The organism is Azospirillum sp. TSH64, from assembly GCF_003116035.1.
Lineage (GTDB): Bacteria > Pseudomonadota > Alphaproteobacteria > Azospirillales > Azospirillaceae > Azospirillum.
On sequence record NZ_LGQW01000015.1, the window covers coordinates 2,108,300 to 2,131,335 of the forward strand.

The following is a 23,036-nucleotide window of genomic DNA, read 5'->3' on the forward strand; positions in this document are numbered from 1 at the left end:
CGCAACAGTTTCCCCGACAGCGCCCACCGATTTCTTTCGGCGGGCCTTTTTGTTGTTTGTGGCATGACGCTGCTGCGTGTCGGGGGTGCCCTTGCGAGACCGAAGGCTCCATGAATCTCCGTAACGTCGCTATCATCGCCCACGTCGACCACGGCAAGACCACGCTGGTCGATCAGCTCCTCAAGCAGGCCGGCTCGTTCCGCGAGAACCAGCAGGTCGCCGAACGCGCCATGGACTCCAACGACCTGGAGCGCGAGCGCGGCATCACCATCCTGGCCAAGTGCACGTCCGTTCTGTGGAACGACCTGCGCATCAACATCGTCGACACCCCGGGCCACGCCGATTTCGGCGGCGAGGTGGAGCGCATCCTCTCCATGGTCGACGGCGTCGTCCTGCTCTGCGACGCGGCCGAAGGCCCGCTGCCGCAGACCAAGTTCGTGCTGGGCAAGGCCCTGAAGCTCGGCCTGCGTCCCATCGTCGTCATCAACAAGGTGGACCGTCCCGACGGCCGTCCGCACGAGGTGCATGACGAGGTGTTCGACCTGTTCGCCTCGCTCGACGCCTCGAACGAGCAGCTGGACTTCCCGACCCTGTTCGCCTCGGGCCGCAACGGCTGGGCGACCACGGATCTGGAGAACGGCGCCCGCGAGACGCTGACCCCGCTGTTCGAGCTGATCCGCGACCATGTCCCGGCCCCGAAGGTCGAGGAAGACCTGCCCTTCAGCATGCTGGCGACCACGCTGGAAGCGAACCCGTATCTGGGCCGCATCCTGACCGGCCGCATCCTGACCGGTTCGGTCAAGGTCAACATGGCCGTCAAGTCGATGAGCCGCGACGGCAAGCTGATCGAGAACGCCCGCATCAGCAAGGTGCTGGCCTTCCGCGGCCTGGAGCGCGTTCCGGTGGACGAGGCGCATGCCGGCGACATCGTCGCTCTGGCCGGCATGACCAACACCACGGTGGCCGACACCATCTGCGCGCCTGAAGTAGCCGAGCCGCTGTCGGCCCAGCCAATCGACCCGCCGACCCTGGCGATGACCTTCTCGGTCAACGACAGCCCGCTGGCCGGCCGCGAGGGTGACAAGGTCACCAGCCGCATGATCCGCGACCGCCTGTTCCGCGAGGCCGAAGGCAACGTGGCGCTGCGCATCTCCGACACCGAGGGCGGCGACGCCTTCGAGGTGGCCGGCCGCGGCGAACTGCAGCTGGGCATCCTGATCGAGACGATGCGCCGCGAGGGCTACGAGCTGGCGATCAGCCGTCCGCGCGTGCTGTTCAAGACCGATCCGCTGAACGGCCAGCGCCTGGAGCCGATTGAGGAAGTCGTCGTCGACGTCGACGAGGAGTTCTCGGGCACCGTCGTCCAGAAGATGTCGGAGCGCAAGGCCGACCTGATCGAGATGCGCCCGTCGGGCGGCAACAAGACCCGCATCGTCTTCCATGCGCCGTCGCGCGGCCTGATCGGTTATCAGGGCGAGTTCCTGACCGACACCCGCGGCACCGGCATCATGAACCGCCTGTTCCATGGCTACGCCCCGTTCAAGGGCGCCATTGCGGCTCGCCGCACCGGTGTCCTGATCTCCAACAGCGACGGCACCGCGGTGGCTTACGCCCTGTGGAACCTGGAAGATCGCGGCCCGATGCTGATCGATCCGGGCGTGCCGGTCTATCAGGGCATGATTATCGGCGAGCACACCCGCGGCAACGACCTTGAGGTCAATGTCATCAAGGGCAAGCAGCTGACGAACATCCGCACCACCAGCAAGGACGAGGCTGTCCGCCTGACCCCGCCGATCCAGATGACCCTGGAAAAGGCGCTGTCCTACATCTCCGACGACGAGCTGGTGGAAGTGACGCCGAAGTCGATCCGCCTGCGCAAGCGCTACCTCGATCCGAACGAGCGCAAGCGCCACTCGCGCGCCGCCGAAGCCAGCTGATAACCGTTCGCATATAGGTTAGAGTACCGGCGGCGCTTGCCCCCTGACAGGGAGCAGGCGCCGTCTTCTTTTTGCACCCTGATTTTTTGAACCGATGCGAGGATGTTTCCGCATGGCGATGGCGACAGACGCGAAGTCCCCCGGCTCCCCGTCCTTCTCACCCCGCCATCTCTGGGCACGCATCGGCACGACGGGGCTGTTCGCCCTGATCCTCGCGTTGCTGATCGCCCTGCCGATGCTTGCCGTCTTCGTCCAGTCCGCCGGCGTCTCCACCGATCTGTGGGGGCACATGGCGCGGACGGTGCTTCCCGGCTATATCCTCAACACGGTGATCCTGCTGGGCATCGTCGGAATCGTCACGCTGGTGACCGGCGTGGCCTGCGCCTGGACCGTCACCATGCACGACTTCCGCGGTCGCGGGATCCTGCAATGGCTGCTGCTGCTGCCGCTGGCGATGCCGGCCTATGTGCTGGCCTACACCTACACCGACTTCCTGCAATTTGCCGGACCGTTGCAGTCCTTCCTGCGCGCCACCTTCGGCTGGCGGCGCGGCGACTATTGGTTCCCGGACATCCACACCGCCTGGGGCGCCGGACTGGTGCTGTCGTCTGTGCTGTATCCTTACGTCTATGTCCTGACCCGCGCCGCCTTCCTCGAACAATCGGTCTGCGTGCTGGAAGCCAGCCGCACGCTGGGCTGCACCGCCTTCGGCGCCTTCCGCCGGGTGGCACTGCCGCTCGCCCGCCCGGCGCTGGTGGCCGGGGTCGGCTATGCGCTGATGGAGACGCTGGCCGACTTCGGTGCGGTCCGCTATTTCGGCATCGACACCTTCACCGTCGGCATCTACCGCACATGGTTCGCGCTGGGCGATCCGGCCGCGGCGGCGCAGTTGGCGGCCGTCCTGCTGCTGGTGGTGCTGGCGCTGGTCGGGCTGGAACGGCTGTCGCGCGGCAAGATGCGCTTCCACCAGACCACCGGCCGCTACCGCGCCCTGCCCGCCCCGCGCCTGTCGGCCCGCGGCACAACGGTGGCGTGGATCGTTTGCCTGACGCCGGTGCTGTTCGGCTTCCTGCTGCCGGGTGCCGTGCTGATCCGCATGATCCTGCGCGGCGGCACCGAACTGACGCTTGCCCGCTTCACCGACCTGACCGTGAACACCTTCATCCTGGGCGCCAGCGGCGCGGCTCTGGTCGTCGCGGTGGCGCTGATGGTGATCCATGGCGTGCGCCATGATCGCAGCGGCTTCGCCACCGGCGCCGCACGCCTCGCCTCGCTCGGCTATGCCACGCCGGGCACGGTGATCGCCGTCGGCATCCTCATCACCGTCGGTCTGACGCGCGACTGGACCGGCTGGCCGATGGGGGCGATCCTCGGCACCACCATCGCCGGCATCCTCTACGGCTACCTGATCCGCTTCTTCGTCGTCGCCTATGGGCCGCTGGAGTCGGGCTTCGCCAAGATCGGCCCGAATCTGGAAGGGGCGGCGCGCTCGCTCGGGCACACGCCGTTGCAGGTGTTGCGCCGGGTCCATCTGCCGCTGCTGCGCCCCAGCCTGCTGAGCGCCGCCATGCTGGTCTTCGTCGACATCACGAAGGAGCTGCCGGCGACGATGATCCTGCGGCCCTTCAACTTCGACACGCTGGCGATCGAGGCCTTCCGCATGGCCTCCACTGAGCGTTTGGACGATGCCGCCCTGCCCGCCCTGGTGATCGTTCTGGTCGGCCTCGCCCCGGTCATCTATCTCAGCCGCACCATCGCGGCGTCGCGGCCTGGGCACCGCGACTGACCGTCAGACCTCCGTGCGGCTTTCCACCCGCTCTTCATGACGAGCCTCCGCCGCCGGCATGCCCTGCCGGCACGCCCGCTGCTTTTCGCGTTCCTTCCAGCGGCGAAAGGACTGCTCGTTCCACCAGCCGCGCAGCCGCCCGCCGATATCGATGAGCCGCTGATAGAGCGGCCGGCGGCGGCTGGTCACGCGGGCCGGCTCCAGCGCCAAGCCGACGGAGGTGATGATGTTGTCCTCCATGTCGCGCACGATCAGCTCGACGCCGCCCATGCGCACCCGGTCGCCCAACTCGCAGGAGCCGCCGAACTCGTTGCGCAGCAGATCGCTCAACGTCAGCCGCGCGTTGGGCAACGACAGCGGCAGCCCGTACATCTCGGCGATCTGCTCTACCGTCGCGTCCGGGCTCAGCACCAGATCGCCGTAGAATTCCCGGTCGTTCTGGTCGAGCGCCCGGCTGCCGCCATAGAGCCTGTCGATCAGGGTCAGCCGGTGCTGCGGCGTGAAGAGATAAACATGGTCGCCGGGCTGCAACGGCTTCGCCTTGTGCAGTGGCACCACCGCACCCGAGCGGATGACCAGCGACGGCTTGGCCCAGCGCGGCATGCGCTGCCCCCTGGCCGCCGGGCTCTTGGCGTGGACGGTGTAGGCGACCAGTTCCTGGTCGGCATTGCCGGGAAGCTCCAGTTCCACGCGCTCCACCGGGCCGCGGCGCGGCGGCACGATCAGTTCCAGCGCCCGCGCCATCGTACCGATGGTCGAGCCCTGCACCAGCAGCGACACCACCACGACGATGAAGGCGGTGTTGAAGATCAACTGCCCGTTCTCCAGCCCGCCCAGCACCGGCACCAGCGCCAGCAGGAGCGATACCGCACCGCGCAAGCCGACCCAGGCGATGAAGCTGGTCTCCCGCACCGAGAAGCGGAAGGGCAGCAGGCACATCCACACCGCGGCAGGGCGGGCGACGACGATCAGCACGAACGCCACACCCAGCGCCGGCAGGATCATCCCGGCGAATTCCCGCGGCGTGGCGAGCAGCCCCAGCATCACGAACATGACGATCTGGCTGAGCCAGGTCAGCCCGGCATGGAAACGCCGCAGTTCAAGCGCACCGCGCAGCTTGACGTTGCCGGCATAGAGCCCGGCGGCATAGACGGCGAGATAGCCGCTGCCGCCCATGACGTTGGTGACGGCGAAGATGAACAGGGCGAAGGTCAGCGTCACCACCGGATTCAGCCCGGCTTCGAAATTCGCCTTGTTGATGAAGGTCACCAGCAGCCAGCCGCCGGCCAGCCCCATCACCCCGCCCAACGAAAAAGCCAGCACCAGCTCGCCGACAATGGCGATTGGGGACGCCAGACCGTGGGTCGCCGCCTCCACCAGCAGGATGGTCACCATGATGGCGACCGGGTCGTTGCTGCCCGATTCGATTTCCAGGGTGGAGCGGACACGGTCGCGGAGCGTGATGCCGCCAACGCGCAGCAGGAAGAAGACCGCCGCCGCGTCGGTGGAGCTGCACGCTGCTCCGACCAGCAGCGCCTCCCCCCAGGCCAGCCCCATCAGGTAATGGGCGGCGATCCCCACCACGCCGGTGGTCACCGCCACCCCGACCGTCGCCAGCGTCATCGCCGGCCAGGCTGCGGCCTTGTAGCTGGCGAGCTTGGTATCGAACCCGCTTTCAAACAGGATCACGGCCAGCGCCATCGATCCGATCAGGAAGGCGGAGCCGGCATCGTTGAAGGAGATGTGGCCGATCCCGTCCTCGCCGGCCAGCAGGCCGATGCCGAGGAAGATCAGCAGCAGCGGCGCACCGACCCGCAAAGCAAGATAGCTGGTCAGCACACTGACGATCAGCAGGGTCGATCCGATGAGGATGATGTAGCTGACCGCCTCCATAAGCCCCGCACGCCGTTCTTATTGGGCCGCCATCCGGCGGAACTCCTTGATTTTGACGGCAACTCCCCACATCCGCAAGGAGTAGGACCCGGAGGCGGTCATTCGGATAGGCTGTACGCTTACGATACCAGTCTCCAGCTTCCGTCAGCCTGACGGCAGGCCGTGCCGCGCGCGACCTCGGTCCTGCCCTCGATAACGACCGTATGATTGTAGTCGCGGCAGGTCTGGCCGTCGGTGCCCTGATAGGTCCTCACCGGCTGGATAGTGCCGCTGTTGCCGGACTGCGGGTTGTTCCAGGTGATGGTCTGGTTGTTGGCGACCGCGCGCTCCTCCGCGTCCGACGCGCGGTTCTGGTCGGCGGGACTGAAGTGCCGGGCCAGCTGCTGTCCGGCATAGGCACCGACCAGCGTGCCGATGGCCGTCGTCGCCAGCTTGCCCGCGCCACCGCCGAAGCGCGAGCCAAGCAGGCCGCCGGCGACGGCGCCACCCAGCGTGCCGACGGTCTCCGACGTGTTCATCCCGCCGATGCCGCCGCCGCTGTTGTTGCCGGTCTGGCAGGCGCCGAGCGACAAAGCCGCGACCGCGGCGATGGCCGTGACGCGCAACCTGTTGGTCATGGTCCGCATGGTGGTTCCCCCGTATCAACGTTTCACGGTTAAAGTCCGGTCAACGCTTATGGAGAGAAGAAGTTCCCCCAAAGAAGCAGGACCAAAAGATCAGGGGGCGATGGAAGCAAAATGCGTTTTCGCGTGTTTAGAGACCGAACAGTCAACACGTGGAGGGTAGTATGATGTCCCGTTTGCGTCTGATCGGTGCGGTGTTCGCGCTCCTTTCCGTCACCGCCTGCTCAACTGGCGGCGTGGTCGGCGGTGCGGCCGGTGCGGCCGGCGGATACGCCGTGGACGGTACCCGCGGCGCCGTGATCGGCGGTCTGGGCGGTGCGGCGCTGGGCACCGCCATCGATCACTAAGACTGGCCGCCAAAAGGCCTCAGTCGCGCACCGGTGCACGCGTCGATTCGCGCGGACCGGTGGCGAAGACGGCGAGCGCGTCGTGCAGTTCCGGCAGGACGCGCTCCACCGCCGCCTCACCCTCGCGGATGCAATCGTCGGCCCGGTCGAACTCGGTCAGCCCGATGTGACCCAGCCGCGGCACGATGTGCACGTCCGGCGGATCGCCGGCAAGCCGTGACCGGGTGATGCGGTCGGTGACGATGCTGAGCGACGAGACCATCACGCCGAACAGGCTCGGCCCCTCATAGTCGCGGCGGAAGATCCGCCGCGTCAGGGCGCCGATGCCGCTCGGCGCGCGATGGCCCGGCGTCTCGTCCTCGACCAAGCGCAACAGGTCGAAACCGGCGGCGGTCGGCACGCTCGATCCGGGCTTGCGCGCCTTGCCGAGGATATCGCCGGCCAGATTGACGGCGATCACCATCTGCGCGCCCAGCGCCCGGCAGGCCGACACCGGCACCGGGTTGACCAGCGCACCGTCGATCATCCAGCGCCCGTCGATGGACGCCGGCGGAAACACCCCCGGCAGCGAGAAGGACGCCCGCATGGCGTCGACCAGTTCGCCGCGTTGCAGCCACACCTCGTGGCCGGTCACCAGATCGGTGGTGACGGCGGCATAGGGGCATGGCAGTTCCTCGATCCGTACGTCGCCCAGATGCAGGCGCAATTCGGCCAGCAGCCGGTCGCCGCTGATCAGTCCGCCGCTCTGGCGCAGCCGCAGATCCAGATAGCCGACGATCTTCATCCGGGTCAGCGTGCGCACCCACTCTTCCAGCGTGTCGAGCTTTCCAGCCAGATGGACGCCCCCCACGAGCGCCCCGACAGAGGAGCCGCAGACGATGTCGGCCTCGATGCCATAGCGCTTCAGCGCCCGCAGCACCCCGATATGCGCCCAGCCGCGCGCCACGCCGCCGCCCAGCGCAAGACCGATGCGCGGACGCCGCGCGCTCCCGCCACCATTGTTACCGGCAGTGTTGACGCCATTGATGCCGCCATTCAGGCTGGTTCCATTCGGCATTGGCCTTCCCCCCATCCCCGGCGGCACCGATGTTCGCCGCCCCGATCGTCAGCATCCTCGTACGGAATCGGTAAAGGAAGCCTGTAACCAGCACCGGCGGCGGCACGTCGACCGGTGGACAAAGCCGAAGCCCATGGGCTAAGCCATCCCCATCGGACAAGATGATCGGATGCGACCGTGACGAACAAGAGCGGCAAGCCCCTGCGCCTGGATGCGGCGACCGAACGGCTGGCGGCCCGGATGTGGCGCGAATGGGTGCGGCCCTATCGCGGCAAGCTGCTGATGTCCTTCGTACTGATGGCGGTGGTGGCGGCGACCACCGGCGCCTATCCGCTGCTGATCGACCGGTCCTATGCCATGTTCTCCGCCCAGGACCGCGGCATGCTGCTGGTGATCCCGCTCGCCATCGTGGCGGTGACGATCATCAAGGGCGTGTCGCTCTATTCCCAGACGGTGGTGACCAGCGACATCGTCCAGCGCATCATCGCCGACGTCCGGCTGGCGATGTTCACGCACCTGCAAACCGCCGACATGGCGCAGCTTCACGCCACCCCCACCGGGTCGCTGACCTCGCGCTTCATCAACGACGTCGATCTGATCCGCAACGCGCTGACCCGGACGCTGACCGGGCTGGTGCGTGACATCCTGACGGTGATCGCGCTCGTCGGGTCGATGTTCTATCTCGACTGGCTGCTGTCGCTGATCGTCTTCATCATCTATCCCATTGCCGCCGTTCCCATCGTGCGGATCGGCAAGCGCCTGCGCCGTGTCTCCCGCGACACCCAGGCGCAGATGGGCGACATGACCTCGCTGCTGACCGAAAGCCTGTCGGGCGCGCGCATGGTCAAGACCTACAACCTCGAAGACTATGAGCGCGCCCGCGCCGGCCGCGCCTTCCACGAGAACTATCTGCTGACGATGAAGGCGGTGCGCGCCCGGTCGCGCATCGACCCGATGATGGAGGTGCTGGGCGGCGTCGCGGTGGCCGGCGTGATCGCCTTCGCCGGCTATCGCATGACGATGGGCGAAGGCTCGGTCGGCGCCTTCTCCGGCTTCGTCGGCGCGCTGCTGATGGCGGCCCAGCCGGTGCGCGCCATCGGCACGCTGAACGCCGCCTTGCAGGAAGGGCTTGCCGCCGCCCAGCGCATCTTCGAACTGCTGGACCAGCAGCCGACCATCATCGAGCAGCCGGGCGCCAAGCCGCTCTCCGTCTCCACGGGCGCCGTTGCGCTCCGCGGCGTCCGCTTCTCCTACGAGGCCGGGGCCGACACGCTGAAGGGCATCGACCTCGACGTGCCGGCCGGCAGCACGGTGGCGCTGGTCGGGCGCAGCGGCGCCGGCAAATCGACTGTCTTCAACCTGATCCCCCGCCTCTACGACGTGACGGGGGGCGAGGTGCTGATCGATGGCCAGGATGTCCGCGGCGCCACCCTGCGCAGCCTGCGCGGTGCCGTGTCCATCGTCAGCCAGGACACGGTCCTGTTCAACGACACGGTGCGGGCGAACATCTGCTTCGGCCGGCTCAATGCCGGGATGGATGATGTGATCGCCGCCGCCAAGGCAGCCGCCGCGCACGACTTCGTGTCGAAGCTGCCGGAGGGCTATGACACGGTGATCGGCGACCGCGGCGTGAAGCTGTCGGGCGGCGAGCGCCAGCGTCTGGCGCTGGCCCGCGCCTTCCTGAAGGACGCGCCGATCCTGCTGCTGGACGAGGCGACCAGCGCGCTGGACAGCGAATCGGAACGTCTGGTGCAGGCGGCGCTTGAACGTCTGACGGAGGGGCGCACGACGCTGGTGATCGCCCACCGTCTGGCGACGGTGCGCAATGCCGACCGGATCGTGGTGATGGAAGGCGGCCGCATTATCGAACAGGGCCCGCACGAGGCACTGCTGGCCGCCGACGGGGCCTATGCCCGGCTGTGCCGGCTGCAATTCGGCGAGGACGAGGTGCGGGCGGGGGCCTGAGGCCTCCCGCCCACATCCCCGTTACCCTGCCGGAAACACCATCGCCCGCTCGGCGGCCATCGCGGCGGACAGTTCCTCGCCGGCCCGCACGTCGACATGGCCGGGCAGGCGCGCATGGATCTCCGATCCGGCCAGATCCAGGCACACCCGCGTCGCCGGCCCGAGGAAGCTGGAATGGCGCACCCGCACCGGAACGGCGTCGGGCCGTGTGCCCGGTGGAAGCAGTTCCAGATCCTCGACCCGGCAGGCGACCTCGACCTTCGTTCCACCGGGCAGGCCGGGGGCCATGATCCGGCCGAGCGGTGTGACGATCTGCCCGTCGCGCACCGTCGCTTCGAAACGGTTCACTTCGCCGAACAGGCGGGCGACGAAGCTGCTGGCCGGGCGCTGATAGAGGGTCACCGGCGTGTCGGCCTGGACGATGCGCCCGGCCTCCATCACCACGACGCGGTTGCCCATCTCCATCGCCTCTTCCGGGTCATGGGTGACGACGACGGTGGCGATGCCGCTGGCACGGATGATCCGCACCACCTCCTCCCGCACCGACCGGCGAAGCTGCTCGTCCAGTGCGGAGAACGGCTCGTCCAGCAGCAGGACCTTGGGGTCGCGCGCCATGGCGCGGGCCAGCGCCACCCGCTGCTGCTGGCCGCCCGACAGGGTGTGCGGGTAGGCGTTGGCATAGCGGGCGAGCGCCATGGTCTCCAGCAACTCCTCCACCCGGCGCTTCCGTTCGGCGCGCGGCCGGTCGGTCTGACCGAAGGCGATGTTGCCCGCCACCGTCAGGTGCGGGAACAGCGCGAAGTCCTGGAACATCATGCCGACCGGCCGCTTTTCCGGCGGCAGCGACCGGCCCGCGGTGGCGAGCACCTGCCCATCCACCGCGATCTCGCCCTTCTGAACCGCCTCGAGCCCACTGATCAGGCGCAGCAAGGTCGACTTGCCGCAACCGGACGGGCCGACGATGCACACCACCTCGCGCGGGGCGACCGATAGCGAGACGCCGTCGACCGCCGTCACGCCGCTGTCGGCGCGACCGTAACGGTGGGTGATGCTGGAGAGGACGACCGAGGGGGACAGGGCGGACGGGGAAAGGGCTTCTGTCATCTTACTTCCAGCCGGCACGGTCCATGATGCGCAGCGCCTGCGGCGTGTGGGCGGCGAAGGAGGCGGCATTCACCTCGGCCGCCTTGAAGCTGCCGAGCTTCACCAGCTCCGGATGCGGCTGGACCGCCGGGTTGACCGGATATTCCATGTTGCCGTCGGCGAACTGGCGCTGCGCCTCCGGGCTCAGCAGATATTCCAGCAGCTTGCGGGCATTCTCCTGGTTCTTGGAGGTCTTCACCACGCCGGCGCCGCTGAGGTTCACATGGGTGCCGCGGTTGCCCTGGTTGGGGAAGATGACGCCGATCTTGGACGCGATCTCACGGTCCTCCTGCTTGGCCGAGGTGATCATCTTGCCGACATAATAGGTGTTGGCGATGGCGAGATCGCCTTCGCCGACCGCGACCGCCTTGATCTGGTCGGTGTCGCCGCCCTGCGGCGGGCGGGCGAGGTTGGCGACGAGGCCCTTCACCCACTCCTCCGTCTTCTCCTCGCCCAGCGCTTCGATCATCGAGGCGGTCAGGGCCAGGCTGTAGGGATGGGTGCCGCTGCGGGTCAGCACGCGGTGCTTCCATTCCGGCTTGGCGAGATCCTCGTAGTCCTTGATCTGCTCCGGCTTCACCCGGTCACGGGCATAGACGACGATGCGGGCGCGGCTGGACAGGCCCCACCAGGCGCCGTTCGGGTCGCGCAGGTTGGCCGGGACCTTGATCGCATCGAGCTGAGGCGAGGTGACGGAGCCGAGCAGCCCTTCCTTGGCGGCAGCGGCCAGACGGCCGGCATCGACGGTGATGAACAGATCGGCCGGGCTGCTGGCGCCTTCCGACTTCATGCGCTGGATCAGTTCGTCGTGGTTGCCTTCAATAATGTTGACCTTGATCCCGGTCGACTTGGTGAAGGTTTCATAGATCGCGCGGTCGGTATTGTAATGTCGGGAATTGTAGACATTGACTTCCTGCGCTTGCACGGAAAAGGCGGTCAAGGCACCGACGGCAAAAGCGACCCCAGCGATCTTATCGATGAACATCCATCACTCCCGGACTGCGAATGGCTCTCAATTTCATGAGAATGGATATCAGTTGCAGGCTTCGCTGTCGAGACGGGATTTATCCTGAGGACGGGCAATCGCATGGCGCGATGCCGGCCCCCCATCACAGAAGGCCGCTATCAAATCGGTTGTAGCGATGATCGATGGCGAGGCCCGGACGGCTTGGCGACCGCAATGAAGGGGTTGGATCGGGCTATTGAGGCGGCGGCGTCCAAATTTCAGGAGCAGGCCGGCGGACAATCGCCTTTGGGTAGCCGGGACTGGGCGGATACCAGCGCCTGCCCAATCAACGGGGACGCTTCCCATCGACACCATGTAATGCCGTCCGACAGGCGGACGCAGGTCATCGCGACACTTTGTGTGGAGCGTGACCGTATCAGATCGCGCTCCACAATTTTACCAGTGCTGGTCGTAGCCCTCTTCCCATCGGGAAAAAAGGAACATCGGGATCAATCGTCCGCGTACGGATTCTTGCCCTTGCGCAGCAGCAGGCGCACCGGCACACCGGGCATGTCGAAGCTCTCGCGCAGATGCGTCGTCAGGTAACGCTGGTAGCTTTCCGGCAGGTCCAACGGCTTGTTGACGAAGAGTGCGAAGGTGGGCGGACGGGTCTTCACCTGGGTGACGTAGCGGATCTTCACCCGGCGGCCTTCCACCAGGGGCGGCGGATGGTGGTCCAGAACGCCCTCGATCCAGCGGTTCAGCTGGGCGGTCGGGATGCGGCGGTTCCAGACCGTGTAGGTCTCCAGCACACCGTCCAGCAGCGTGTCGAGCTTGTGGCCCTTCAGCGCCGAGATGGTGACGACCTTCACGCCCTTGATGTAGCCGAGCGCGGCCTCAAGCTTGTCCTCGACCTGACGCAGCGCCATGGCGCGGTCCTCGACCGCATCCCACTTGTTGACAGCGATCACCAGGGCTCGGCCCTCGGAGATCACCAGCCGGGCGATGGTCAGGTCCTGCTTGTCGAGGATGGCGGCGGCATCGACGACCAGCACCACGACATTCGCCATGCGGATGACGCGCAGGCTGTCGGCGACCGCCAGCTTTTCCACCTTCTCGTCGACGCGGGCGCGGCGGCGCATGCCGGCGGTATCGACCAGTTTGAAGCGCCGGTCGCGCCACTCCCAGTCGACGGCGATGGCGTCGCGGGTCATGCCGGCCTCGGGACCGGTCAGCACGCGTTCCTCGCCGAGCAGGCTGTTCAGCAGCGTCGACTTGCCGACGTTCGGACGGCCGACGATGGCGATCTGGATCGGTTTGCTGCGATCCTCCTCCGGCTCGGGCTGGTCGCCGATGGGGATGGAGGGGTCGAAGCCGTCATCGGCATCCTCGGCCTCGTCGGACTCCTCCGGCGGAGCGTAAGGCAGCAGGGCCTCGACCAGATCGGCCATGCCCTCGCCATGCTCGGCGGACAGCGGGATCGGATCGCCCAGGCCGAGTTCGTAGGATTCGAACATGCCGGGCTGGCTGGCCTTGCCCTCGGTCTTGTTGGCGACCAGCAGCACCGGGGTCTTGCCCCGGCGCAGCAGCTTGGCGAAATGGCGGTCCAGGGGGGTGATGCCGGCGCGGGCGTCGATGATGAACAGCGCGACATCGGCACGGGCCAGGGCCTGCTCGGTCTGGCGGCGCATACGCGCCTCCAGGCTGTCGTCGGTCACATCCTCCAGACCGGCGGTATCGACCACCGTGAAGGACAAGCCGCCGACATGGGCCGGGGCCGAGCGCCAGTCACGGGTGACGCCCGGCGTATCGTCCACCAGGGCCAGCTTCTTGCCGGCCAGACGGTTGAAGAGGGTCGATTTGCCGACATTCGGCCGACCGACGAGGACCACGGTGAACGACATGGGGCCAAAGGCCTTTCACAACAGACGGAGGAAATCCGCGATCAGCGGAACGCGACGAGCGTTCCGTTGTCGCACAGCACATAGAGAGTGTTGTTGGCAACGACCGGAGACAAGTAGGAACCGGTGGGCAGCGAACGGGTCACCTCGACCTTGCCGTCGGACGGCGACAGGCCGAGCAGCTGGCCGTTGGAACCGGCGACCCACAGGCGGCTGCCCGCCATCACCGGGCCGGACCAGACGATCGGACCGGACCTGTCCTCCGGATCCTTGAAGCGGGCGAGCGGCGCCACCCAACGGACCTTGCCGTTCTGGCGGGCCACAGCGACAACTTCCTGGTCGTTGGTGACGGTGAACAGGTAATCGCCGGCCAGCCAGGGGGTCTGGACGCCGCCGATCTCCGTTTCCCAGATGCGGGCGCCGATGCGCTCGTCGATGGCGACCATGCGGCCGGAATGGCCGATGGCATAGACGGCGCCGCGGTCGACCACCGGCAGGCCGCGGATGTCGGCCAGATTGCTCAGCGCACCGGTGCGGCGGATGTTGGCGAGGCTGTCCTGCCAGGCGACACGGCCGTTTTCCGGACGCAGGCCGAACAGCTCGCCCGAGGAATAGGGGGAGACGACCAGTGTGCCGGTCGCGGCCGGGCTGGCGGCGCCGAGCAGGCCGGCGGTCTCCAGGATGCCCTGCTGCGACCACTGCACCGCACCGTCATCGGTGGACAGCGCGATGGTCTGGTTGTCCAGCGTGATGACAAGCACACGGCCGCCAGCAACCGTCGGCGCACCGCGGACCGGGCCGGCGATGCGCTTGCGCCACAGCACCTTGCCGCTGCCGGCGTCGAAGGCCAGCACCTCGGCGAAGCCGGTGGCGGCGTAGACGCGGCCGTCGGCATAGGCGACGCCGCCGCCGGTGGCACCGCCGCGCTCGTTCTCCGGACGGGTGTCGAAGCGCCACAGCGACTGGCCGCTGCGCTCGTTCAGCGCGGTGACGTGCGAATCGGCATCCATCGCGAAGATGCGGCCGTCGGCGATCACCGGCGTGCCGAGCAGAGCGCGCGAGCTGCTGGACCCGGCGCCGATATCGGCGCGCCAGGCGTCGGACGGGCTGGCCGACAAGGCGAGATTGCCCAGCACATGGTCCGACGTGCCGCCCGGCTGCGCCCAGGCCGCATTGGCGACCGGCGGCGGCACGGTGACGGCGGTGGCGGCGAGCTGGGCGTCCGGCTCCACCTTCCGTTCGCGCTGGAGCACGGCGACCCGCTTGCCCGGCAGGGGAGGATCGGGCGTTTTGCCCATCCAGCTGTCGATGGTGTCGCAGCCGGCGAGCAGGACGGTCAGCAGCGATGCCGAGAGCAGCGCGGCGCGGCGGATCGAACCGGCCATCGCGGTCTTCGCGGTCTTGGTCTTCTCGGTCTTGGTCTTCATGGCGCGGGTCAGCCCTTGCCGTAGAGGGAGGCGAGATCGGCGGCGCGGCCGCGCACGCCCGACGGGGCCTGCTGGTCATCCGCCAGTTGCTTGTAGAGCGTGCGCGCCTTCTCGGTGTCGCCGGCACGGGCGGCCAGCATCGCCGTCAGCTCGCGCGCCGAGAAGCGCCAGGGGCTGGTGTCGGCGGTCAGCGGCTGCAGCTTCGCGGTCAGCTGCGCCGGGTCGCCGCTGTCGGAACGCTGCATCACCCCCATCAGGGTGGCGAGGTCGCGGTACTGGGCAGGCACGGAGGCATTGCCGGCGATGCCGTCATAGACGGTCGCGGCATCGGCGCCCTTGCCCTGACGGATCATCAGCGCCGCGGCGTTGAACTGGGCGATGGCGGCGAGGCTGGGATCGGCGGAACCGGCGAACGCGGCAAGCGCGTCCATACCCTTCTCCGGCCCCTGGCCGCTCTGCGAGATGGCGGTGACGAGGGCGGCGGTCTGCTCCTGCTTCTTCTGTGCCTGCCAATGGCGCCAGAAGCTGTAGCCGCCGGTGCCGGCGACGACCAGGACGGCCGCGGCGATCATGGCGCCGCCATACTTCTTGAACAGGTGCTCCGCGCGGTCCCGGCGCAGATCCTCGTCGACTTCGCGGAAAATATCGCTCATGGCGCTGCGGTGGCGTCCTTGCGGTGGCGGCTTCGCGCACGGCCCGGATGGCGGCGCGGGTCAGGCGGAACCCTGCCGGACGGCAAGCCGGACGGACGATTCCACGAGATCAAGAGGGGCGGATAGCATCGGGCAACCCGCCCGGTCAAGAGGCAGGCTGTCTCGCGGGCCGGGGATGAGGTCGCAGGCAAAAGAAAATGGGCCGCGAAGGCGATGCCCCGCAGCCCAGTCCCACGATCCGGACGTGCCCCGGACCGGTCGATTCCCATTGGAACGCTTCGGTGCGGCATACGCCGACCTGATCTTGGCGGCTTACGCCGACATGGGATCTTGACGGCTTACGCCGACATGGCGGCGGCGGCGATGACGGCCTGGGTGCGGTTCTTGACGCCCAGCGACTTGAAGATGGCGGTGACGTGGATCTTCACCGTGCCTTCCGACAGGCCCAGCTCATAGGCGATCTGCTTGTTCGACTTGCCGAGGCGCAGGCATTCCAGCACTTCGCGCTGGCGCTGGGTCAGGCCGTAGCCGGCGTTGCGGTCGGACATGTCGACGGTCCGGCGGCGCGGGGCGGCGTCCATGCTGGCGGTCAAGGCGCCAGGCGGCAGGTAGATGCCGCCCGAGAACACGAGGTTCAGGGCACCCATCATGACCTTCACGCTGCTCGACTTCGGGATGTAGCCGGTCGCGCCATGGTCGAGCGCGCCGCGGATGTCGCCCAGCGCTTCCGACGCGGAGATCACAACCACCGGCACACCCGGCTGCAGAGCCTGGATCTCGCGCAGGCCGTCGAAGCCCGGCCAGTTCGGCATATGCAGATCCATCAGGATGATGTCGAAGGTGCCGCTGGTGCGGCACTGCTGCAGAACCTCGTCGAAGGTGCCGGCTTCCACGAAGCTGGCATCGCCCTGCAGTTGTTCCAACAGACGCCGCAGGCCTTCGCGGAACAGCAGATGGTCGTCCCCGATCAGAATCTTCATGGTCCCCGTCATCCTCGCTCGCCGGCCCTTGCCGGTGCCGTCCGCTTTGCGGACGACCGCCCGTCAGGGCTTGTTGTCAATCTCGGCCCGGTGCGCCCCCGCGGCACCCGGGTAACCGATTTCATTCCGCCTGCACGGCTTGGTGGCCGATTTTTGCTTCATCCCCTTCGGGCATCGGCCGGAAGGCTGTCTGCCGTTGTGGGGCTGTTCTTCTCTGTGTTGAGTATCTGATACCACGATCGGAAGGGGCGCTGTATCCCGACAAGGGCCATAGGTCATTCGAAGCCGCCACCTTCCTTCGAGGCACCGTTCGTCATGCGACCCACAAGAAACGGCTCTGCCTAAGGTCATAGAGTCTATTGCGTCTGCGAATAGAGTTATCGCGCACATCCATTGGATTCATTCGATCCGGACGGGTTCATTCAAACAGAGACCCGCTCTCTCCATTATCGACGGGAATTTATCTGGAACCTTGCCATCTTTGCGGCGTTCGTGTGGCAGGGATGCGGCTAATCCCGATTCGAGCACGCAATAGAGGAGGAAAAAGCGGTTGCAAAACCGAAAGGATAGCCCTGAAGGATGCCTGTACCAACGCGCATTCCCGTGTGACCCGGCCAGCACACATCATTCCATAGGTGTTACCGTTTCGAAACCTGAGACGACCAACAAGGAGACGGGAAGCGATCTTGGCTGATCATCCATCGCCTGATTTACGAAGAGCACCAATCATTTCTAAATCACGCGGTGCGAACAGGACTTCCCGAACCCCGACAAGGAGGGAGTGTGCAGTCCGCACGCAAATACTTTCATCCCTGCAATATTCCCCAACGACGTGACCCAATCCATGACGTGCCTGGGCCAACCGGCCGGTTCCTCATCAACCCTTAGACGCAGGCGGCAATGCCCTGAGCCGGGCCGGCCGTGGATGCCTCCTCCAGACAGAGCTGACCCATGCACACACACCATGAGTACGCCCATGAGAAAGCATCTCACCAGACCCGCAACGCGGTGACTCCCATGCATGTCTGCCTGATCCTCGACAACAACGCGCTGACCGAGAACGTGGTCCAGCAGCTCGACCGGGGCGGCCGCCATCGCGTCACGGTCCTGCACGACATCGGGGAGCTGACCCAGAGCGCACTGACGCCGGATGCGATCCTGATCGGGTTGCAGCAGTTCACGGCACTGCGCGAGAATGAACCGATGGTCTATCTGCGGCTGTCGCGCCGCTCACGGATCGTCGTCGTGCTGTCTTCCCGCGAGCTGCTGGACGCCGCCCATATCCTGGCCTTCGCCGACGCCTGGGTGTTCGAGGATCTCAACGTCGACCGCATCAACGAATTGCTGGACCTCGGGCTGGAAGGCCATTGCCTGATGCCCAAGCAGTTCCTGTCGCGCCTAGGCGTAGACGAGATCCGGCTGACGCTGCTGCCACGCCTGTCCGATCCGGAATTCGAGACTCTGCGCCTGCTGGGCGAGGGCATGAACAACCGGACCATCGCCAACGCGCTGGACCTTTCGGAAGCGGTCATCAAGTCGATGGTGCGCAGCGTGCTGTCCAAGCTGCATTTCCGCAACCGCACGGAGGCGGGCGTCTTCGCCGCCCGTCAGCAAGCCGCCCTCGAGCAGGCGCGGACCGGCATGACCCCGCCGCACGTCCACGCCGCCGTCCGCCGGGCCGGGGCCTGACTGCCCCCGAAACTGAGATCGGAACCGCGCCGGGGCCGTCAGGGATCCGCGCGGTCCGTCACCGCTCCCCGGGCGCGACCCATCCGGACAGCCGGCATCAGGCCGTCAGGCGGCGCCCGGCCATCGCCCCTTCGAAGCGGTCGAAGCGGGCATCGAAGGCCTGCCGGTCGATCTCCGACAGCCGGAAGCGGATGCGCACCACCCCCTCCTCACGGTTGAAAGCCTCGAAGGGCAAGGCCACGCCCAGGCTGTCGAACAGCAGGGTGCCGCGGGTGCCGACCGCGTCGGCCTCGGCAAGCGCAGCACCATGGCGGGAGATGTCAAGCAGCCTGACGGTCAAACGGCCCTCCGGCGCCTCCACGGTGCAGGGCGCCTCGACGCGGTAGCGCGGCAGGCTGCGGCGATCGACATCGTCGGTCGCCGTGCGCACGGCGCGGACCAGCACATGCATCAGCTCGTCGATGCTGTGGGTCACCTCCGACGCGCCGGCGCGCAGCACGTCGGCCCGCTCCTCCGTCACCTTGGCCTCGCGCGACACCTCGTCGATGCGGGTCGACACATCGGTTGCGGCACCGGCGGTCTGGGCGACGTTGCGCGAAATCTCCTGAGTGGCGGACGCCTGCTGCTCCACCGCGGCGGCGACCGTGCCGGAAATGGCGTCGATCTCGCCGATGGTGCGGCTGATGTCGCGCACCTCCTCAACGCTGCGGGCAGTGACCGACTGGATCTCGGCGATCAGTCGCGAGATCTCCTCGGTCGACCGAGAGGTCTGGTTGGCGAGATTCTTTACCTCTCCCGCCACGACGGCGAAGCCCTTGCCCGCCTCCCCTGCCCGCGCCGCCTCGATGGTGGCGTTCAGCGCCAGCAGGTTGGTCTGGGCGGCGATGCCCTGGATCAGTTCGGCCACATCACCGATGCGGCCGACGGCCGAAGACAGCGACTCGATGGTGGCCTCGGTCCGGTCGCTGGCGGCGACGGCGGCGCGGGTGACCCCGGCCGCATGGCTGACCTGGGTGCCGATCTCCTCGATGGAGGCGGAAAGCTGCTCGGCGGCCGACGACACCGCCTGGGCGTTGCTGAGTGCCTGGGCCGCGGCGGCGGCGACGTTCTGGGCGTTGGCGCCGACCAGCCCGGCCGACTTCGCCATGGCGCCGGCATTGTGGTCCATCTCCTGGGTGCGGGCGGCGACCCGCTCCACCGCATGGCGGCTTTCCGACTCCACCGTATCGGCCATCGACTGCAGGGCCCTGCGCTTCTGTGCCTCCCCTTCGACGCGCTGGCGCTCCTGTTCGGCGCGCAGGCGCTCGGCCTCGGCCATGCCGTCACGGAAGACCAGGACCGAGCGCGACATGGCACCGATCTCGTCCAGCCGGTCGGCGCCCGCCACCGTGGCGGTCAGGTCGCCCGACGACAGGGCGGTCATCACATGGCTGAGCTGGCCCAGCGGACGCAGCAGTCGGCGCGACACCAGATAGCCCGGAACAGCCAGCACGACGGCGCACATCACCACAAGCATGGTGGCGAAGCGCATGCTGTCGTCAAAGGTCTTGAAAACCTCCGCCTTCTTGATGCCGACATAGAGGATGCCGACCGGGTTGCCGGACGCATCCTTGATCGGATCATAGGCGGCATAGTAGGGCTCGCCCAGGATCTCGACCATGCCGCGGAAAGGGGTCCCCCGGCGCAGCACCGAATCGTAGGCCGGCCCCTGCGCCAGCGTCGTGCCGACGGCACGGCTGCCATCGGCGGCGGTGACGTTGGTGGCAATCCGGCGGTCGCCCAGGAACAGCGTGGCGGTGCCGCCGGTGATGCGCTTGATTTTGTCGACCACCAGATTGTTGTCGTTCATCACGACACCGTCCAGCAGCAGCTTCCCGTCGGCGACGGAGAATCGGCCGCCGCGCTCCTGCAACGACGACCAGGCGATGTCCATGCTGAGACGCTGCATCTCGATCGCCTGCCGTTCCAGATCGCGGACGATCACCTGTCCGATGGCGAACAGGATCGCAGTGCTGAGGACCAGCATGCCGACAAGATTCAACACGGTGACTTTCGTGGAAATCGAAAGCCGGCCGACGAAGGAGCGCATGACGTTCATCATTACCAACCACCGGATGATCATGTTGCAAATGCTGGTTCACAGTCACGTGCAGCATGTCATCCGGAATTGGATTGGCGTCATATGATTTAAATCAAATGCAGCACTTCGCCTGTCACGATTATGTCATATATCTGCGAGCCGCCGCCGTTCGGTTCTTTCTAACCCACATGCTTTGCAAAAATGACTTAACCGGTTTCAGAACAGCCGGGCTCCGTCCGGCACCGCGTGATCCGGGCCGACCAGAACCACTGCACCCTCGGCATCGGGCAGGCCGAGGCACAGCACTTCGCTGGTGAAGGGGCCGATGCGTTTGGGCGGAAAGTTCACCACGGCCAGCACCTGCCGGCCGACCAGGGCATTGGCTTGATAGTGGCTGGTGATCTGGGCCGAACTACGCTTGGTGCCGATCTCGCCGCCGAAATCGATGGTCAGCTTGTAGGCCGGCTTGCGCGCCTCAGGAAAGGCTTCGACGGCGCGGACGGTGCCGACGCGGATGTCGACCTTGGCGAAATCGTCGTAGCTGATGGTCATGACGGGTCCGATGCGGTTCTGGCAATCCGCGCCAGGGTAGCGCGCCAGGGCCGGCATCGGAATGGGCAAGCGCACGCGGCCTCCATCAAACCAAAGCGGAGGCCGACCGAGACTTACGCCGCGAACGAAAAAGGGGCCGCCGATGGCGACCCCTCTTCGTGAAAATCCGGCTGACCGGAAAGGATCAGGCCTTCGCCTTGGCGATGGCGGCCTTGACCTCGTCCAGGCTGTCCGAGACGCGCTTGGTCAGGATCTCAGCGGCTTCGGTGTTCGACTTGGCGATCATCTCGCTCAGCTCGCGAATGTTCGACAGAGACTTCTCGAAAGCGGCCTTCACCAGATCGGCCTGCTTGGCGGCCTTCTCCTCCGGGGTACCGGCAGCCGTCAGCTCGCCGACGGCGCGGTTCACGTCCTCGGCGACGGTGCGCAGAACCTCGGCCTGACGGCGGACGATGGCCTGGAAGCCTTCGAAGGCGAGCTGGTTGGCGGCGGTAACCGCCTCGATGTTGCGACGCTGGCTGGCGATGATGGACTCGACGTCCACACCCGGAACCTTCAGGTCGCCCATCAGCTTGGACGGATCGAATTCGAGGAAGGGGTTACCGCTGATCTTGGCCATGTTTCTCATCCCAGCATCGGTGTTTGCTGCCCGCATCTGAATACGGGCATGTTGCGTCGCAACATTACAGAAGCAGACTATGCAGAGTGCCGAAAAGTTAGTCAATCCGCTTTTTTGCGCCGCAGCATAACCTTGGCGGGAAAAACTCCCCGCCTCGGATCGCCGCGCCGTTGCTAAATGCCTGATGCCATAGACTCTGTTCCCGCTTGCTTGCCGAGCGGCCCGGGCCGCTTGGTCCAGCGGCAGAAGGTCGCGCCCCAGCGTTCCGCCCCGCGCAGGGCGTTGTCCAGCGCCGCCATGGTGCGCGAGAGGTCGGCGGTGTCGTCGTCGAGAAACACCCGCATGACGCGGGCATGGACGGTGCCGAGGCCGGCCACGAGTGCCGCCCCGCCACGCCGGTCGGGATCGATCCCCGCCGCACGCAGCATCCAGGCCATGGAGCGGCCGAAGGTGCAGGTGAAGGCAAGTGCCGCCGCCGGATCGGCCGGCAGGTCGCGCACGACGGACCGCAAACCCTCACGGTACGGACGAAGCGCGTCGAAGCGGCGCATCATCACGTCGAACAAGCGGTCGCGGGCCGATTCGGTCGGATCGACGGGAGTGTCGCCGGCCAGAACGGTGGCGTCGGCGACGCGCGATACCGCCGCCAGCACGTCGGAGCGCCCACGATAGCGATGATGGAATCGGGACAGCGGGATGCCGGCGGTATGCGCGACCTCCAGCAGGCCGACGCGCCGCCAGCCCTTCTCGGCCGCCAGCCCCATCGCCGCCGCCGCAACAGAGCGGTCGAGCGCATCGGAGTCCGCCAGATCGACTGTTGGATCGGAGCGGAAGCTGTTGTCTTCAGGCTTGTCGGACGACATGTCGGACATGGCACCACCTCCAGGCGACAGGGATTGCCTTATAAGGTGGTGCGTGGACGGGCGAACGTCACCCGTCCAACCGTTCAATCATGCCTTGCGGACAGCTTCCACCCGGCCACCGGTCATGCTGACCAGATCGGCGGGGGTCAGGCGGAAAACTGCATTGGGCGTACCGGCTGCTGCCCAGATGATTTCCAGCCGCAGCAGGTCGTCATCGATCATCACCAGCGGCGGCACGGCATGGCCGATGGGCGGAACGCCGCCGATGGCGAAGCCGGTCGACTCGCGGACGAACTCCGGATCGGCACGCTCGATCTTCTCGCCGATCAGCCGGCTGACCACCTTCTCGTCCACCCGGTTGGCGCCGCTGGCGACGACCAGAACCGGGCGACCGGTCTCCTTCGTGCGGAAAATCAGCGATTTGGCGATCTGCGCCACCGTGCAGCCGACGGCGTTGGCGGCATCCTCCGACGTGCGGGTGCTGCCTTCATGCTCGACCACGCGATGGCCGAGGCCGATGCTGTCGAGCAGGGCCTGGACGCGGGCGGCGGACGGGCTGAGCGCCGTCATGGCCG

General features: G+C 66.9%; 19 protein-coding genes. 5 read left to right on the forward strand and 14 right to left on the reverse strand.

Translation table 11 applies throughout. The features are described from left to right. The first annotated feature begins 110 nt into the window (after positions 1–110). Together typA and TSH64_RS11130 are read left to right on the forward strand one after the other, a co-directional pair. A complete protein-coding gene (gene typA / locus TSH64_RS11125) occupies positions 111–1,937 on the forward strand; it encodes a translational GTPase TypA (protein ID WP_109096791.1) in 1,827 nt (608 codons plus the stop codon). A 112-nt stretch (positions 1,938–2,049) separates the two neighbouring features. After that, positions 2,050–3,723: an iron ABC transporter permease gene (locus TSH64_RS11130; RefSeq protein WP_109096792.1), complete on the forward strand. Its 1,674-nt coding sequence runs from the start codon at positions 2,050–2,052 to the stop codon at positions 3,721–3,723. Positions 3,724–3,726: 3 nt separating this feature from the next. On the opposite strand, the gene TSH64_RS11135 is transcribed toward TSH64_RS11130, so the two are convergent. Beyond that, complete coding sequence (locus tag TSH64_RS11135) at positions 3,727–5,616, reverse strand: potassium/proton antiporter (RefSeq protein WP_109096793.1); 1,890 nt, start codon at positions 5,614–5,616, stop codon at positions 3,727–3,729. Positions 5,617–5,735: 119 nt separating this feature from the next. Further along, entirely contained in the window at positions 5,736–6,242 is a 507-nt protein-coding gene (locus TSH64_RS11140; protein ID WP_109096794.1) for an RT0821/Lpp0805 family surface protein, read from the reverse strand. A gap of 161 nt (positions 6,243–6,403) precedes the next feature. Here TSH64_RS11140 and TSH64_RS11145 point away from each other — a divergent pair, with 161 nt between their 5' ends. Beyond that, positions 6,404–6,586 (forward strand): hypothetical protein, encoded by a 183-nt coding sequence (locus TSH64_RS11145; protein ID WP_085089555.1) that lies wholly within the window; start codon positions 6,404–6,406, stop codon positions 6,584–6,586. Positions 6,587–6,605: 19 nt separating this feature from the next. Here TSH64_RS11145 and TSH64_RS11150 read toward each other — a convergent pair whose 3' ends face one another. Continuing rightward, on the reverse strand, positions 6,606–7,643 hold the full coding sequence (locus tag TSH64_RS11150) for a patatin-like phospholipase family protein (RefSeq protein ID WP_109096795.1): 1,038 nt from the start codon (positions 7,641–7,643) through the stop codon (positions 6,606–6,608). A 177-nt stretch (positions 7,644–7,820) separates the two neighbouring features. Between TSH64_RS11150 and TSH64_RS11155 the strand changes: the two genes are divergently transcribed. Beyond that, a complete protein-coding gene (locus TSH64_RS11155) occupies positions 7,821–9,608 on the forward strand; it encodes an ABC transporter transmembrane domain-containing protein (RefSeq protein WP_109096796.1) in 1,788 nt (595 codons plus the stop codon). A gap of 21 nt (positions 9,609–9,629) precedes the next feature. Here TSH64_RS11155 and TSH64_RS11160 read toward each other — a convergent pair whose 3' ends face one another. The 6 genes from TSH64_RS11160 to TSH64_RS11185 all read right to left on the reverse strand — a co-directional run bounded on the left by TSH64_RS11160 (position 9,630) and on the right by TSH64_RS11185 (position 16,658). Then, positions 9,630–10,712, reverse strand: a complete 1,083-nt coding sequence (locus tag TSH64_RS11160) for an ABC transporter ATP-binding protein (RefSeq protein ID WP_109096797.1) — start codon at positions 10,710–10,712, stop codon at positions 9,630–9,632. A gap of 1 nt (position 10,713) precedes the next feature. Then, positions 10,714–11,736, reverse strand: a complete 1,023-nt coding sequence (locus TSH64_RS11165) for a Fe(3+) ABC transporter substrate-binding protein (protein ID WP_109096798.1) — start codon at positions 11,734–11,736, stop codon at positions 10,714–10,716. 470 nt (positions 11,737–12,206) lie between these two features. Beyond that, positions 12,207–13,601, reverse strand: coding sequence for a ribosome biogenesis GTPase Der (gene der, locus TSH64_RS11170; RefSeq protein WP_109096799.1), 1,395 nt, complete (start codon positions 13,599–13,601; stop codon positions 12,207–12,209). A 41-nt stretch (positions 13,602–13,642) separates the two neighbouring features. Then, entirely contained in the window at positions 13,643–15,025 is a 1,383-nt protein-coding gene (locus TSH64_RS11175; RefSeq protein WP_109096800.1) for a PQQ-binding-like beta-propeller repeat protein, read from the reverse strand. A gap of 8 nt (positions 15,026–15,033) precedes the next feature. Further along, complete coding sequence (locus TSH64_RS11180) at positions 15,034–15,678, reverse strand: tetratricopeptide repeat protein (RefSeq protein WP_109096801.1); 645 nt, start codon at positions 15,676–15,678, stop codon at positions 15,034–15,036. Positions 15,679–16,016: 338 nt separating this feature from the next. Then, positions 16,017–16,658 carry a response regulator transcription factor gene (locus TSH64_RS11185; protein ID WP_109096802.1) on the reverse strand — a complete coding sequence of 214 codons (642 nt, stop codon included), beginning with the start codon at positions 16,656–16,658 and terminating at the stop codon, positions 16,017–16,019. Between the two features lie 951 nt (positions 16,659–17,609). Between TSH64_RS11185 and TSH64_RS11190 the strand changes: the two genes are divergently transcribed. Continuing rightward, positions 17,610–18,347, forward strand: coding sequence for a LuxR C-terminal-related transcriptional regulator (locus TSH64_RS11190; RefSeq protein WP_247872880.1), 738 nt, complete (start codon positions 17,610–17,612; stop codon positions 18,345–18,347). Positions 18,348–18,444: 97 nt separating this feature from the next. Here the strand turns inward: TSH64_RS11190 and TSH64_RS11195 are convergent, their stop codons facing one another. The 5 genes from TSH64_RS11195 to TSH64_RS11215 form a co-directional block, all read right to left on the reverse strand. Beyond that, positions 18,445–20,391 carry a cache domain-containing protein gene (locus tag TSH64_RS11195; RefSeq protein ID WP_247872881.1) on the reverse strand — a complete coding sequence of 649 codons (1,947 nt, stop codon included), beginning with the start codon at positions 20,389–20,391 and terminating at the stop codon, positions 18,445–18,447. A 252-nt stretch (positions 20,392–20,643) separates the two neighbouring features. Beyond that, entirely contained in the window at positions 20,644–20,979 is a 336-nt protein-coding gene (locus TSH64_RS11200; RefSeq protein ID WP_109452528.1) for a tRNA-binding protein, read from the reverse strand. Between the two features lie 184 nt (positions 20,980–21,163). Continuing rightward, positions 21,164–21,598, reverse strand: coding sequence for a phasin family protein (locus TSH64_RS11205; RefSeq protein ID WP_109096805.1), 435 nt, complete (start codon positions 21,596–21,598; stop codon positions 21,164–21,166). Between the two features lie 173 nt (positions 21,599–21,771). Beyond that, positions 21,772–22,470, reverse strand: a complete 699-nt coding sequence (locus TSH64_RS11210; RefSeq protein WP_109096806.1) for a TetR family transcriptional regulator — start codon at positions 22,468–22,470, stop codon at positions 21,772–21,774. Positions 22,471–22,548: 78 nt separating this feature from the next. Then, positions 22,549–23,031: a YbaK/EbsC family protein gene (locus TSH64_RS11215; RefSeq protein ID WP_109096807.1), complete on the reverse strand. Its 483-nt coding sequence runs from the start codon at positions 23,029–23,031 to the stop codon at positions 22,549–22,551. Between the last annotated feature and the right edge of the window lie 5 nt (positions 23,032–23,036).

Excerpts from the sequence above, each read along its gene's own strand:
- typA (WP_109096791.1), top strand. The coding sequence starts at position 111 with ATGAATCTCCGTAACGTCGCTATCATCGCCCACGTCGACCACGGCAAG.
- TSH64_RS11130 (WP_109096792.1), top strand. The coding sequence starts at position 2,050 with ATGGCGATGGCGACAGACGCGAAGTCCCCCGGCTCCCCGTCCTTCTCA.
- TSH64_RS11135 (WP_109096793.1), bottom strand. The coding sequence starts at position 5,616 with ATGGAGGCGGTCAGCTACATCATCCTCATCGGATCGACCCTGCTGATC.
- TSH64_RS11140 (WP_109096794.1), bottom strand. The coding sequence starts at position 6,242 with ATGCGGACCATGACCAACAGGTTGCGCGTCACGGCCATCGCCGCGGTC.
- TSH64_RS11145 (WP_085089555.1), top strand. The coding sequence starts at position 6,404 with ATGATGTCCCGTTTGCGTCTGATCGGTGCGGTGTTCGCGCTCCTTTCC.
- TSH64_RS11150 (WP_109096795.1), bottom strand. The coding sequence starts at position 7,643 with ATGCCGAATGGAACCAGCCTGAATGGCGGCATCAATGGCGTCAACACT.
- TSH64_RS11160 (WP_109096797.1), bottom strand. The coding sequence starts at position 10,712 with ATGACAGAAGCCCTTTCCCCGTCCGCCCTGTCCCCCTCGGTCGTCCTC.
- TSH64_RS11165 (WP_109096798.1), bottom strand. The coding sequence starts at position 11,736 with ATGTTCATCGATAAGATCGCTGGGGTCGCTTTTGCCGTCGGTGCCTTG.
- der (WP_109096799.1), bottom strand. The coding sequence starts at position 13,601 with ATGTCGTTCACCGTGGTCCTCGTCGGTCGGCCGAATGTCGGCAAATCG.
- TSH64_RS11175 (WP_109096800.1), bottom strand. The coding sequence starts at position 15,025 with ATGAAGACCAAGACCGAGAAGACCAAGACCGCGAAGACCGCGATGGCC.
- TSH64_RS11180 (WP_109096801.1), bottom strand. The coding sequence starts at position 15,678 with ATGAGCGATATTTTCCGCGAAGTCGACGAGGATCTGCGCCGGGACCGC.
- TSH64_RS11185 (WP_109096802.1), bottom strand. The coding sequence starts at position 16,658 with ATGAAGATTCTGATCGGGGACGACCATCTGCTGTTCCGCGAAGGCCTG.
- TSH64_RS11190 (WP_247872880.1), top strand. The coding sequence starts at position 17,610 with ATGCACACACACCATGAGTACGCCCATGAGAAAGCATCTCACCAGACC.
- TSH64_RS11200 (WP_109452528.1), bottom strand. The coding sequence starts at position 20,979 with ATGACCATCAGCTACGACGATTTCGCCAAGGTCGACATCCGCGTCGGC.
- TSH64_RS11205 (WP_109096805.1), bottom strand. The coding sequence starts at position 21,598 with ATGGCCAAGATCAGCGGTAACCCCTTCCTCGAATTCGATCCGTCCAAG.
- TSH64_RS11210 (WP_109096806.1), bottom strand. The coding sequence starts at position 22,470 with ATGTCCGACATGTCGTCCGACAAGCCTGAAGACAACAGCTTCCGCTCC.
- TSH64_RS11215 (WP_109096807.1), bottom strand. The coding sequence starts at position 23,031 with ATGACGGCGCTCAGCCCGTCCGCCGCCCGCGTCCAGGCCCTGCTCGAC.